We start from the raw sequence: 14,307 nt of genomic DNA on the forward strand, positions 1-14,307 counted from the left end.
ATTATTTTAGTGCTGTTCTACCAGCCTTAATATCAGTTCCCAATCGTTGTAAATATGATATTAATGCAACAATTTCTTTATTTTGAATATTACTAGAACCGTAATTTTTCACAAATTCAGGATCTTGTCTTAAATTGCTTTCAATTTCTTTAGCCTGAACTAATAATTGTTGTTTTGCTCCAGCAATATCTTCATCTGAATAAGGAACACCTAAAGTTACTAAACCACTCATTTTATCTTCAATATTTGAAGCATTTAAGTCGTTTTTAATTAACCAAGAATAACGAGGCATAATTGAACCTGGAGATGTAGATCTTGGATCCATCATATGATTAAAGTGCCAGTTATCATTATATTTTCCACCAACTCTATGCACATCTGGACCTGTTCTACGAGATCCCCAAAGGAATGGGAAATCATACACAAATTCACCTGCTTTTGAGTATTCACCGTAACGCTCAACCTCTGAACGGAAAGGACGAATCATTTGAGAGTGACAGTTGTTACAACCTTCTCTAATGTAAATATCTCTACCTTCTAATTCTAAAGGAGTGTATGGTTTTACACTCTCAATTGTAGGTATATTTGATTTTACTAAAATTAATGGTACAATTTCAACCAAACCACCAATTAAAATAGCTACTGTAGTTAAAATAGTAAACAATACCGTTTTTCTCTCTAACCAAGTATGGAATCCTTCACCAGCAATTCTTTTTCCACTAATTTTTTTCAATGGTGCTGCTTCAGCTAACTCGTCTTCAACAACTGAACCTGCTTTAGCAGTTTTAATAATGTTAATTGCTAATAACACAAAACCTGTTAAATATAAAGTTCCTCCAATTGCACGCATTGCATACATTGGAATTACCTGTGTAACAGTTTCTAAAAAGTTACCATACACCAATGTTCCATCTGGATTAAATTGTTTCCATAAAAAGGCTTGAGTAAAACCAGCAACATATAATGGAATTGCATAAAATAAGATACCTAAAGTTCCCAACCAAAAATGTGTATTGGCTAATTTTTTAGAATATAAAGGTGTTTTCCATAATTTTTCAGCTAACCAGTAAACAATACCTGCAATCATAAATCCGTTCCAAGCTAATGCTCCAATATGAACGTGACCAACAATCCAGTCAGTGTAGTGACCAATTGCATTTAAATTTTTAAATGATAACATTGGACCTTCAAAAGTTGCCATACCATAACCTGTAATTGCAACTACAAAGAATTTTAATACTGGGTTTTCACGAACTTTATCCCACGCTCCACGAAGCGTTAATAATCCGTTGATCATACCACCCCAAGATGGGAAAATTAACATAACAGAGAAAACTGTTCCTAAGTTTTGAGCCCATTCTGGTAATGCCGTATATAATAAATGGTGAGGACCAGCCCAAATGTATAAGAAAATTAATGTCCAGAAGTGAATAATAGAAAGTCTATAAGAATATACAGGTCTATTCGCTACTTTAGGAACAAAATAATACATTAAACCTAATACTGGAGTTGTTAAGAAAAACGCTACCGCATTATGACCATACCACCACTGAACTAAAGCATCTTGTACTCCGGAGTATACAGAATAACTTTTAAAAGCTGTAATTGGCATTTCAAGGTTATTGAAGATATATAACACTGCAATGGTTATTAAAGTTGCTATATAAAACCAAATTGCAACGTAAATATGTCTTTGTCTTCTTTTTAAAATAGTACCAATAAGATTGATTCCGAATATAACCCAAATAAATACAACAGCTAAATCAATAGGCCATTCTAATTCAGCATATTCTTTTGATGAACTTAACCCTAACGGCAATGTAATAGCTGCAGCTACAATAATAGCTTGCCATCCCCAAAAATGAATTCTACTTAAAACATCATTAAACATTCTAGCTTTTAATAATCTTTGGGTTGAATAATAAATTCCTAGGAAAATTCCATTACCTACAAAGGCAAAAATTACCGCATTGGTATGTAATGGACGTAAACGCCCGAAACTTAACCATGAAATAGCGTTATCTGCTCCTGCAAATTCTAATAATCCTGGGAAAACAAAAAGTAGCGCTACTAATAGCCCTACTAACATACCTACAACTCCCCATAGAATTGTAGCCCAAAGAAACATTTTTACGATTTTATTATCATAATAAAACTGTTCTTTTTCCATACTTGTTTGATTAATTAATTGTTAATTATTATTTAATTGATTGTTGTTTGTTCTCTGTTTTGCTATCTGTAGTAACTAATTCATCATCAAAAAGCATACGAACAGATGGCGTATATGTATCATCATACTGCCCGGCCTTTACGGATTTGATAAATGCAATGAAAAAAAATACGGCAACAATAATACTTACGCCTATTGTTATGTAGACTACTTCCATATTTAATTAATAGTTCTATAGTTAGTTAAGACAAATATAATTTTTATTTGTTAAAAAAATATGATAATTATCACATTTAAAAAACAACAAAAATTACACTCATTTATCAACTAATTTAGAGCTTTTTAGTAATCCAATTTGTTAGTACTGTTACAAATATTACAATAGATATTGAACTTAACGGCATTAAAATAGCAGCTACAACTGGAGTTAATTGACCAGTTAAAGCAAAATACATTCCAATAATATTATAACAAAAAGAAACCACAAAGCTTGCTTTTATAACACCTATTGTTTGAATTGAAAGACGCAAAAACTCAGGTAATTTACTAAATAAATTGGCGTCTAAAATAGCATCACAAGCAGGTGAAAATACATTTACATCTTCAGAAATAGCAATACCTACGTTACTTTGCGCAAGTGCACCAGCATCATTTAAACCATCACCAATCATCATTACCTTTTCTCCTATTTCTTGTTTCTTTTTAATAAATTCTAATTTATCATTAGGTTTTTGATTGAATTCAAATTGAGTATTCTTTGGTAATATTTTTTCTAAATGAATTTTTTCACCGTCATTATCACCAGATAAAATTACCAGTTTATATGTTTTAGCTAATGATTCAAACACATTTTTCATGCCTTCTCTATAACTATTTTTGAATATAAAACTTCCTTTTAAATAGTTATTTATACGTATATTAATACTTGTTTCATTAAATCTCTCAGCATTTAAACCTATAAAACTGGCTGAACCTAATTTAACTGAATATCCGTTTATTGTTGCCTGAATTCCTTTTCCTAAAACTTCTTCAAAAGCTTCAGGTTTTTCATCAAAAGGATCTTCTGATATAAAATTATATAATGATCTGCTTAAAGGGTGGTTAGATGCTCTTAGTACAGTTTTAATAATTCTTAACTCTTCAATACTTAATTCATTATCTCCTAAAAACGTAATTTGTGTTTTATCACTAGACGTAATTGTACCTGTTTTATCAAAAATAATAGTACTAATTTTAGAAATATTCTCAATTGTTTCCGCATTCTTTAAGTAGAATTTTTTATACCCAAAAATTCGCAACATATTTCCAATAGCAAATGGAGCAGACAAAGCTAACGCGCATGGACAAGCGATTATTAACACAGCTGTAACCACATTAAAAGCCATAGAAGCATCATAAACATACCAAAATATACCTGCAAAAAAAGCAATGGTTAAAATTGCAATGGTAAAATATTTACTTATCGTATCTGTTATGTTTTTTAAAGTAATTTCATTGGTTTTACTAAATACATCATTACTCCAAAGCTGAGTTAAATAACTCTGAGACATCGTATTAATTACTTCCATCTCAATAGCTCCTGCAGTTTGTTTTCCACCTGCAAACAACTTATCACCAGATTGTTTTGTAACGGGAACAGATTCACCAGTTACAAAACTATAATCAATTTCAGCAGTTCCATTTATTAAAATTCCATCAACAGGGATCAACTCTTCATTTCTAATTAATAAACGATCTCCTTTTTCAATATCCTTTACCGGAATGCTTTTTTCTAAACCTTCAATAATTTTTGTAACTGCAATTGGAAAATACGATTTATAATCTCTTTCAAACGATAAAAAATTATATGTTTTCTGTTGAAAAAACTTTCCTAATAGTAAAAAGAAAACCAACCCAGTTAAACTGTCAAAAAAACCACTTCCAATATCTAAAAATATTTCAATTGAGCTTCTTACAAAAAGTACGGTAATTCCTATTGCAATTGGCACATCAATATTCAAAACTTGGTGCTTTATACCTTTATAAGCCGATATAAAATAACTTTTTGCCGAATATAAAACCACTGGAACAGACATTGTAAACATTAAATACCTAAATAAGTATTTGTATTTTTCTAACCAAAACCCATCCACTTGAAAATATTCAGGGAAAGAGAGTAACATAATGTTTCCAAAACAAAATGCCGCAATAGAGACTTCGTAAATTAATGTTTTATCAACCTTTTTACTTTTTGAATCAGCGTCTTCTAAACTAATATAAGGTTCATAACCTATTGAAGTAATAAGTTCAACTATTTGTTTTATAGTTGTTCTTTTATTTTTAAAGGTAACACGTAAAATTTTCTTTGGAAAATTTACCATTGATGTGGTTACACCATCATTTAATTTACTTAAATTTTCGAGCACCCAAATACAGGAACTACAATGAATACTTGGAATATAAAACTCAACAACTGATGTTTCTCCATCATTAAATTCCAATAATTTCTCAACAATCTCTTCATTTTCTAAATAATTATATTTTCCTTTAATTTCTGAAGGAATTGTTCCTGGCGTTGCCTCAAAATCATAATAACAACTTAATTCACTTGCATTCAGTATTTCATAAACTGTTTTACAACCATTGCAACAAAAATTTTTGTTGTCAAAAACAATTGGTTTATTCCCACAATCTAACCCGCAATGAAAACAATTTGTCTTACTCATTAAATCTAAAATTTCAACAACAAATCTATTCAATTAATCGGTTATAGGTATGATAAATATCATTATTTTTATTACATTTGTGCCATTGTTCTACTAAAACTACACAATTTATATGCCTTCAAAATGCAGACAATGCATCATTAAGCGATTTAACGCGCTAAAAACACTAACAAATGATGAGTTAGAGAAATTCTCTGGACATAAAACTTCACTGGTTATAAAAAAAGGTGAAAATTTAATGACCGAAGGAAACTCTATAAATGGATTGTATTGTATAAAAGATGGAAAAGGAAAATTAACCAAGCTTAACACAAATGGAAAAGAGCAAATTATAAAATTTGTTAAAGGTGGTGATATTTTAGGTCATCGTTCTATTTTAAGTGAAGAGCTAGTTGGTTTAAATGCTATTGCGTTGGAAGATATGCACGTATGCTTTATTCCTAAAGGAGATATACTTGATACAATTAAAGAAAATAATAATTTCTCGCTAAATTTAATGAGAAATATATCGCAACAATTAAATGAAGCAAATACATCTATCTCTCAAATGGCTCAAAAACCGGTAAAAGATAGATTAGCTGAAACTTTGATTCATTTAGATGAAATTTTTGGTGTTGACAGTGAAGGTTGCATTGATGTGGTATTAACAAGAGAAGAAATTGCCAATACTATTGGTACAGCTACAGAATCTGCCATTCGATTACTTTCAAATTTAAAGAAAGATGGAGTAATTGATTTAATTGGTAAAAAAATTAAAATTTTAAGCAAAAGCGCACTTAAAAATATTTCTGAAGGATATTAATCTTTCATAAAAATCATAAAAAAAAGCCTTTTAGAATTAAATTCTAAAAGGCTTTTTTAGTACTATTATTTTAAACAATTACACCATAGAAGCTGCAATACGTCTATAAATTCCTTTTTCTAATTTCTCGCGAATTGCTGAGAAAGATTCTATAGTAATTCTTACATCTTCTAAATTATGAGTAGCAGTAGGAATTAATCTTAAAATAATTAATCCTTTTGGAATTACTGGATACACAACAATTGAACAAAATATACCATAGTTTTCACGTAAATCATTCACCATAGCCATAGCTTCAGGAATATCACCTTCTAAAAATACAGGTGTTACGCAAGTATTTGTTTGACCAATATTAAATCCGTTTTCTTTTAATCCGTTTTGAAGTGCATTTACATTCTCCCAAAGTTTTTCTTTTAACTCTGGCATTGTTCTTAACATATCCAAACGTTTTAAAGCACCTTTCACCAATGTCATTGGTAAAGATTTTGCAAACATTTGAGAACGCATATTGTACTGTAAATATTGAATTATATCTTTATCAGCAGCAAAAAAGGCTCCAATACTAGCCATAGACTTTGCAAATGTAGCAAAGTACACATCAATACCATCTTGAACACCTTGTTCAAAACCTGCACCTCTACCACCTTCTCCTAAAGTACCAAAACCATGAGCATCATCAACTAATAATCTAAAGTTATATTTGTCTTTTAAACCAACAATTTCTTTTAATTTACCTTGTTGACCTCGCATTCCAAAAACACCTTCAGATATTACTAAAATACCTCCATTGTTATCTTCTGCAATTTTAGTTGCTCTTTGTAAATTCTTTTCAAGACTTTCAATATCATTATGTTGGTAAGTAAATCTTTTACCGTGATGTAATCTTACTCCATCAATAATACAAGCGTGTGAATCAATGTCATAAACAATCACGTCATTTTTACTAACTAAAGCATCAATAGCAGAAACCATACCTTGATAACCAAAATTCACTAAATACGCCGCCTCTTTATCTACAAACTCAGCACACTCTTTCTCTAATTGTTCATGATATTTTGTGTGACCAGACATCATTCTAGCACCCATTGGGTAAGCCATTCCATATTCAGCTGCAGCTTCAGCATCAGCTTTTCTAACATCTGGATGATTTGCTAAACCTAAATAATCGTTAATACTCCAAGTAATAACTTTTTTACCATTAAACGTCATTCTGTTAGATATTTCCCCTTCTAACTTAGGAAACACATAATATCCTTCCGCTTGTTTTGCCCATTTACCTAATGGACCTTTATCTTTTACTATTCTTTCAAATAAATCTTTCATTGATATAAATATTTAACATAAGTATCATAAAATACACATACTTACGAACATGCAAATTACGTGATTTTTTTTATGCTATCAAATGTTAAAGTGACAAAAAAAAAGGTTAAAAATTTAATTTTAACCTTTTTTTATACTTTTTTAAATAGTTACTTTACGTATTCCACAACTTCGTGGGCTTGCTTTTGTGAATCAAAAAAACCTTGTTCTTTCATCCAATCATCACAGTATATTTTTTCCATATATCTTGAACCGTGATCGGGTAATATTAGTACCACTTTTGAATTTTTATTAAAATACCCTTGATCAGCGTATTGTGTTGTTGCTTGAATAATAGCACCACTTGTGTATCCTGTAAATAAACCTTCGGTTACTGCTAATTCTCGTGCTCTGTGAGCTGAAGCCTCATCGGTTACCTTTTCAAACACATCAATAACTTCAAAATCTGTAGCAGATGGTATTAAATTTTTACCTAAACCTTCAATTCTATAAGGGTAAATTTCATTTTTATCAAATTCTCCTGTTTCGTGAAATTTCTTTAAAATAGATCCAAAAGCATCAACACCTAATATTTTTATATTCGGATTTTGTTCTTTTAAATACTTAGCTACTCCAGAAATAGTTCCTCCAGTTCCACTAGCAGCAACTACATGTGTAATTTCACCATTGGTTTGCTCCCAAATTTCAGGGCCTGTTGAACTATAATGTGCTTCGGCATTTAATTTATTAAAATACTGATTAATGTACACTGAATTTGCAGTTTCTGAATGCAACCTCTTCGCAACCTCATAATAAGATCTTGGGTCATCAGCTTTTACGTGTGCAGGGCAAACGTATACTTTAGCTCCCATAGCTTTTAGCATATTTATTTTTCCTGAAGCCGCTTTAGAACTTACAGCCAAAATACATTTATAACCTTTTAAAATACTAACTAAAGCTACACTAAAACCTGTATTTCCAGAAGTGGTTTCAATAATTGTACTTCCTTCTTTTAAAATCCCTTGTTTTTCAGCTGTTTCAATAATATGCAACGCAATTCTATCTTTCATAGAATGTCCAGGGTTAAACCCTTCGTACTTTGCATAAAAATTACCAGGAAGATCTTTTGTGATTTTATTAAGTTTAATAAGTGGAGTATTACCAATAAGTTCTAAAATATTGTTATGTATTCCAGTATTTCTTGTCATTTTTAATAATTTAATTATAACGTGTAAAATTCAAAAAGTCTTAAATTCCATCAAATTATTACAACGTGCAAATTTAACGTTTTTTTTTTAAAGCTTATTTCATCTCTAAATCAAGAATAAAACTATAATCTCTTGCTGTTTCTTTTAAAGCATCAAAACGACCTGAAGCACCACCATGCCCAGTTTCCATATCAATATGCATTAATAATGAATTGTTATTTGTTTTATACTCTCTTAATTTGGCTACCCATTTTGCAGGTTCAAAATATTGTACTTGAGAATCATGCAAACCTGTTGTTACCAACATATTTGGGTAATTTTGTTCACAAACATTGTCATAAGGCGAATACTCTTTCATGTATTGGTAGTATTCTTTATCATTTGGATTTCCCCATTCGTCATACTCACCTGTAGTTAATGGAATGCTATCATCTAACATAGTTGTAACTACATCAACAAAAGGAACAGCAGCTACAACACCATTAAACAATGTTGGTTTCATATTAATAACTGCTCCAATTAATAAACCTCCAGCTGAACCTCCATAACCATATAAATGTTTGCTTGAAGTATATTTTTTAGCAATTAAGTATTCTGCACAGTCTATAAAATCTGTGAAAGTATTTTTTTTGTTTAATAACTTTCCGGATTCGTACCAATTTCTACCTAAATATTCGCTACCTCTAACGTGGGCAATTGCATAAACAAAACCTCTGTCTAGCAAACTTAAACGTGTAGAACTAAAACCAGCATCAATTGTGTGACCATAAGATCCATAACCGTATAACAACACTGGCGTATTTTCTGAAAGTTGTGTGTTTTTATGGTGCACCAAAGAAATTGCTACTTTAGTTCCGTCTTTAGCAGTTGCCCACAAACGCTCACTTTTATAATTTCCTTTATCAAAGTTTCCTCCTAAAACTTGTTGTTCTTTTTTAATTTCTTTAGATCTATTATCTACATTAAAATCAATTACCGAACTAGGTGTTGTCATAGAATTATAACTATAACGAATAACATTTGTATCAAATTCAGGATTTGAATAAACTCCGGCAGAATATGTTTCTTCATCAAAAGGCAAATAAAAATCTTCTGTTTTATCCCATCGAATAATTCTAATTTTATTCAAACCATTTGAACGCTCTTCTAACACTAAAAAATCTTTGAATATAGAAATATCTTCTAACAACACATCATCTCTATGCGGAATAACATCAACCCAATTTTCTTTTAATGTAACAGTATCATCGGTTTTCATTAACTTAAAATTGATTGCTTTGTCTTTATTGGTCATAATGTAAAAATCATTCCCATAATGCGCAATGCTATATTCTAAATCTCGCTCTCTAGGTTGAAAAACTCTAAATTCTCCTGTAGGATTTTCAGCCTCTAAAATTTGATATTCTGTTGAAACAGTGCTGTATGAACCAATTACAATAAATTTTTCAGATTTAGAACGATACACATATACACTAAAAGCTTCGTCTTTTTCATCAAAAACAACAACATCTTCAGAAGGATTTGTACCTAAAATATGACGCACTATTTTTTCACTACGTAATGTTTCTGGATTTTTTAAAGTATAAAAAACTGTTTTATTATCACTTGCCCAAGAAGCGCTTCCTGTAGTGTTTTCAATCTTTTCAGGATAAATTTCACCTGTTTCTAAATTTTTAAATTGAAGGGTGTATTGTCTTCTACTAACCACATCGGTTCCAAAAGCAGCTAATTTGTTATTTGGACTCACTGAAAGTCCGCCTAACTGAAAATAATTATGCCCTTTTGCCAATTCATTTACATTAAATAAAACCTCTTCTTTAGCTTCTAAGTTTTGAAATTTACGTGAATAAACTGGGTATTGATCTCCTTTTTTAAAACGAGTTATATAGAAATAATTGTTTTTTTTATACGGAACAGACTCATCATCTTCCTTAATTCTCGCCTTCATTTCCTGAAATAAGTCTTCTTGAAAATTTTTAGTATGCTTTGTTTGCTCATCAAAATAAGCGTTTTCAGCATTTAAATAATCTATTACTTTAGGATTTTCCTTTTCATTCAACCAATAATAATTGTCAATTCTTTCTTCACCATGAATTTCTAACTTCTTTGCAATTTTTTCGGCCTTTGGCATTGCTAATTTATGTCCAGTCATTTTTAAATTTTGCTAAGCTGCAAAAATACTATATTTGTCAGCGTAACTTGTTAAAAATTTAATAAAATGTTTGGAGATTTATCTGGAATGATGAGCAAATTAAAAGATGCTCAAAAAAATATAGAAGAAACAAAAGCTAGATTAAATACTGTTTTAATTGATGGCGAAGCCGGTAATGGTTTGGTAAAAGTAACTGTAACTGCGAATAGAACAGTAAAAAATATTTCTATAGACGCTAGTTTAACTGATAACGAAGAAATTGAAGATTATTTGGTTATTGCTTTAAACAAAGCTTTGGACAAAGCAAATACGGTAAATGAAGCTGAGTTAGCTGCAGCTGCAAAGGATGGAATGCCAAATATTCCTGGAATGGATATGTTTAAATAACGTATTCTAAATTGCGCTTATTCCAACCAATTTTTAAAATCTTTTACACGCTCTCTACTTACAATGATATCACTTTCATTGTAAGTTTGAAGCTGTAATTTTAATCTACTATTTGAATATGCTATAATATCTTTTATAGCATTTACATTTACTACAAACTTTCTACTTACTCTAAAAAAAGTTTCTGGCTGTAACTTATTATCTAATTGATCTAAGGTAGCTTCAATTAAGTAACTTCTATTATCTATTGTATGAATATGAGTTGCCTTATTTTCACTGTAAAAACATTCTATTGCATCTACAGAAATCATTTTTAAATGTTGCCCTATTTTAACGGTAAACCTTTTCTTATAATTTTTTTGAGAAGGTGCCACTAATAATTTTAATTGCTCTAAATCAAAATTTTGTGGAGAATCATTGGTTTGTAATTTCTTAAATTTTGCTACAGCATTTTCCAATTCATCACTATCAATAGGTTTTAACAAATAATCAATACTATTTAATTTAAAAGCTTTTAACGCATACTCATCATAAGCAGTTGTAAAAATTATAGCACTTTTTACTTCAACCTCTTCAAATATTTCAAATGACAAACCATCAGATAACTGAATATCTAAAAACAATAAATCTGGATGCTCATTGGCGCTAAACCAATTTACAGCTTCTTCAACAGAATGCAACATAATTAAAGGTTCAATACCTAATTCATTTAACATTCTACCCAATCTGCGAGCTGCTGGCTTCTCATCTTCAATAATTACTACTTCCATTCCTATTGTGTTTTTTTGAATATTGTGTTTTAATGTAAAATTTAAACCCAAAAATCCTTTTTATCTCTATCCATTATTTCTTTTATTTTACGCTCTTCCCAATCTTTTCCTAATAAAAAGCGCATTCCAAAAACATTAAAAGCATGAAAAACTATACCTATTCCCCAAAAAACGGCTGTATTATAAGTTTGCCATTGCCAAAAAGTTTCCCATCCTCCACTTGAGAATGACTTTGTAACCACTAAAAATAGGTTCACTAATATATAAACCGTTAAGTGAACATAAAAACCTTTTATTGCTTTTACACGTTTTTTTGCACGTATATATTTTTGTTCTTCTAAATTTGAATTTTCCATCTTAATCAAGTTTTCTGTTTTTATCTTCATTCATTATCTCTTGAATTTTTCGCTCTTCCCAATCTTTTCCAAAGATTAAATTATTTCCAAACACACCAAATGCATGAAAACAAAGACCTATTCCCCAACCTGCCATTGGCCAATAAAACCAATAATAACCTGGTGATGTCATATAATTTATAAAAAATAAGAAAGGAATTACTAAACAATATGCTAATAAATTCGCATAAAATCCTTTAATGTTATCAACCTTTTTCTTTGCACGTATATATTTATCTTCTTCTGTATAATACTTTTTCATTTTTATATCTCTTTTTGCTTTAGGAAAATACCTTTAGCTTGTTAAATTTCTATATTTTGAATAACCTTTTATTTTATTTGGCTTTATGAATATATAATTGGTTTATTCCCAATATTGTTTTTTATCTTCATTCATATATTCTTGAATTTTACGCTCTTCCCAACCTTTTCCCAAAAAAGGATTGTATGCAAAGGCTTTAAAACCTTGAAATATTAAACCTATTCCCCATCCCATTGCTGGGAAATAAAACCAATGAAATTGTGGTACATACGTAAAATTAATATACATTAAAAAAGGTATTACAAGACAGTATGCAATTAAGCTTGAATAAAATCCTTTTATTTCTTCTACGCGTTCTACAGCTTTTAAATACTTAGAACTTTCTATATGTTGTGATGAATTCATGTTTTTTGTTTTTTGAGTTAGTAACGGTAATTTTACCGTAAATTCTTGTCCTATTTTATCAACAAATACTTTTTTAAGAGTAATTAAATCGTATCTATCAACAATATTTTTTAAACCTACTTTGGTTCCTTTTTCAACAATTGTTTTAGGATTGTAATTGTTTGTGATCATTAAATATCCATTTTCTTCATAAATTTTAACTGTTAATGGATGTTCTTCTGAAACTACATTGTGTTTTATTGTATTCTCTAATAATAATTGAAGTGATAAAGGAATTATTTTTAATTCTGGATTGCTTGCTTTTTCAGGAATTTCAAAAGTTACTGCGTCTTCAAAACGCATTTTTAACAATTCCATATACGTTTTAGCAAACAACAACTCTTCATCCAAATCAATTAAATCTTTATTTTTTTGTTCTAACACATACCTATAAACTTTTGATAGTTTTGTGGTAAACTTTTCTGCCTGCTTTGGGTTTTCACCTATTAAAGATGTTAACACATTTAAACTATTAAATAAAAAATGAGGATCTATTTGACTTTTTAACGATTCATATTTAGCTGTTTCAGTTTTTGCAACAATTTGTTGTTCTGTAACTTTTTTCTCGGTTAAAGCTTTGTAAAAGAAAATTGCGTGAAAAACCAAACTTGCAATTAATGTTAAGCTTAAGCCAAATACATAATAATTTATCGCATTTTCATCATTTAAAAAAGCATCAAATGGTTTTCCTAATATAAATACCAAGGTTACTAACCTTAAAAGTACCAACCCAACCATAGATAAAATTACAGATCCAAATGCACCAATTATCAATCTCTTTTTTGAATGCTCTTCCCAAGAGAATTTTGAATTTAAGTAATAATAGAAATATCCATTTATTGTTGACAATACAAAGGCATACATAAAATGAATGCTAAACACTTTAAACAACTCATTTATAGGTAAATTAAAACCGCCACCAAAAACCAATCGCTCAATTAAAAAAATTACAAAAGCAATTATAAGTGATATTTTAAGCAGGTATTTTAAATCTTTTCTCATATTAAATAAATTCAATGTACGTTGCAATTTAAAACTTAATTTCTAAAGTTACATTTTCATTTTTCACTTCAAATTTAGAATCTTCAAACTGAGGCGGACCAAAATTCATTACATTATTAGAAGCTCCATAAGATTCCTTTGGCATTCCGTTTAATTCAAAATCCATTTTACCATTGCTATTTTCATCGTGAAAACAAACAACTGAATAATTTCCTGCAGGAATATTTTCAAATTCAACAGAACTTTGTCTATTTGAAATAACTGCTGAAGCTCTAAATAAAGGAGCTTTTAAAAATCCTTCTTCGTTATAAAGTGCAAAAGAAATGGTTCCGTTGTCACTTAACGCATTTGTTACTGACACTTTAATTGTTGCATTGCTTTTAAATGCTTTTTTTTGTGATGTTTGCCCAAATACTGCTGTTGTAATTAAAAAGGCTACTGTTAAAATTAAATGTTGCATAGTTTTTGTTTTTTAGTTCATAATTAAATTTCACACTACAAAATTGTGGTATAAATGTGTTTTCTAAAATTTAATAATGCTGAATTGTAATATTTTTAGGATGAATTGTAGTTTTAATCAAAATTTTAAAATATTTCCTCAAATAAAAACCTTCAAAAACAACAAAAACTCGTGTAAAAACCCTATTTTAAACGTTTTACACAAACAAAACTCACCAAATTGAAAACCTAACATATGTCACCTTTTTA

At 29.6% G+C, this 14,307-nt stretch carries 13 protein-coding genes; 2 read left to right on the forward strand and 11 right to left on the reverse strand.

Annotated elements, in window-relative coordinates:
- Position 1 precedes the first annotated feature (1 nt).
- From ccoN to ACFQ5N_RS01370, 3 genes are all read right to left on the reverse strand, one after another.
- Entirely contained in the window at positions 2-2,170 is a 2,169-nt protein-coding gene (gene ccoN, locus ACFQ5N_RS01360) for a cytochrome-c oxidase, cbb3-type subunit I (protein ID WP_386807093.1), read from the reverse strand.
- Between the two features lie 28 nt (positions 2,171-2,198).
- On the reverse strand, positions 2,199-2,387 hold the full coding sequence (ccoS, locus tag ACFQ5N_RS01365; RefSeq protein ID WP_386807095.1) for a cbb3-type cytochrome oxidase assembly protein CcoS: 189 nt from the start codon (positions 2,385-2,387) through the stop codon (positions 2,199-2,201).
- Positions 2,388-2,502: 115 nt separating this feature from the next.
- Positions 2,503-4,875: a heavy metal translocating P-type ATPase gene (locus ACFQ5N_RS01370; RefSeq protein WP_386807097.1), complete on the reverse strand. Its 2,373-nt coding sequence runs from the start codon at positions 4,873-4,875 to the stop codon at positions 2,503-2,505.
- Positions 4,876-4,987: 112 nt separating this feature from the next.
- Here ACFQ5N_RS01370 and ACFQ5N_RS01375 point away from each other — a divergent pair, with 112 nt between their 5' ends.
- Positions 4,988-5,677 carry a Crp/Fnr family transcriptional regulator gene (locus ACFQ5N_RS01375; RefSeq protein ID WP_386807099.1) on the forward strand — a complete coding sequence of 230 codons (690 nt, stop codon included), beginning with the start codon at positions 4,988-4,990 and terminating at the stop codon, positions 5,675-5,677.
- Positions 5,678-5,755: 78 nt separating this feature from the next.
- On the opposite strand, the gene ACFQ5N_RS01380 is transcribed toward ACFQ5N_RS01375, so the two are convergent.
- The 3 genes from ACFQ5N_RS01380 to ACFQ5N_RS01390 form a co-directional block, all read right to left on the reverse strand.
- Positions 5,756-7,000, reverse strand: coding sequence for an aminotransferase class I/II-fold pyridoxal phosphate-dependent enzyme (locus ACFQ5N_RS01380; protein WP_386807100.1), 1,245 nt, complete (start codon positions 6,998-7,000; stop codon positions 5,756-5,758).
- Between the two features lie 149 nt (positions 7,001-7,149).
- Positions 7,150-8,187: a PLP-dependent cysteine synthase family protein gene (locus ACFQ5N_RS01385; RefSeq protein ID WP_386807102.1), complete on the reverse strand. Its 1,038-nt coding sequence runs from the start codon at positions 8,185-8,187 to the stop codon at positions 7,150-7,152.
- A 94-nt stretch (positions 8,188-8,281) separates the two neighbouring features.
- Positions 8,282-10,339 carry a S9 family peptidase gene (locus ACFQ5N_RS01390; protein ID WP_386807104.1) on the reverse strand — a complete coding sequence of 686 codons (2,058 nt, stop codon included), beginning with the start codon at positions 10,337-10,339 and terminating at the stop codon, positions 8,282-8,284.
- A 66-nt stretch (positions 10,340-10,405) separates the two neighbouring features.
- Between ACFQ5N_RS01390 and ACFQ5N_RS01395 the strand changes: the two genes are divergently transcribed.
- Positions 10,406-10,726: a YbaB/EbfC family nucleoid-associated protein gene (locus ACFQ5N_RS01395; protein WP_386807106.1), complete on the forward strand. Its 321-nt coding sequence runs from the start codon at positions 10,406-10,408 to the stop codon at positions 10,724-10,726.
- Positions 10,727-10,743: 17 nt separating this feature from the next.
- On the opposite strand, the gene ACFQ5N_RS01400 is transcribed toward ACFQ5N_RS01395, so the two are convergent.
- From ACFQ5N_RS01400 to ACFQ5N_RS01420, 5 genes are all read right to left on the reverse strand, one after another.
- Positions 10,744-11,496: a LytR/AlgR family response regulator transcription factor gene (locus ACFQ5N_RS01400; protein WP_386807108.1), complete on the reverse strand. Its 753-nt coding sequence runs from the start codon at positions 11,494-11,496 to the stop codon at positions 10,744-10,746.
- A 41-nt stretch (positions 11,497-11,537) separates the two neighbouring features.
- Entirely contained in the window at positions 11,538-11,852 is a 315-nt protein-coding gene (locus tag ACFQ5N_RS01405) for a 2TM domain-containing protein (protein ID WP_386807110.1), read from the reverse strand.
- A 1-nt stretch (position 11,853) separates the two neighbouring features.
- A complete protein-coding gene (locus ACFQ5N_RS01410; RefSeq protein ID WP_386807112.1) occupies positions 11,854-12,153 on the reverse strand; it encodes a 2TM domain-containing protein in 300 nt (99 codons plus the stop codon).
- Positions 12,154-12,255: 102 nt separating this feature from the next.
- Complete coding sequence (locus tag ACFQ5N_RS01415) at positions 12,256-13,599, reverse strand: 2TM domain-containing protein (protein WP_386807113.1); 1,344 nt, start codon at positions 13,597-13,599, stop codon at positions 12,256-12,258.
- Positions 13,600-13,627: 28 nt separating this feature from the next.
- Positions 13,628-14,059 carry a DUF2141 domain-containing protein gene (locus ACFQ5N_RS01420; RefSeq protein ID WP_386807115.1) on the reverse strand — a complete coding sequence of 144 codons (432 nt, stop codon included), beginning with the start codon at positions 14,057-14,059 and terminating at the stop codon, positions 13,628-13,630.
- Positions 14,060-14,307: the final 248 nt, after the last annotated feature.

Origin of the sequence: Lutibacter holmesii (assembly GCF_042679665.1) — a bacterium.
Taxonomy (GTDB): Bacteria; Bacteroidota; Bacteroidia; order Flavobacteriales; family Flavobacteriaceae; genus Lutibacter; species Lutibacter holmesii.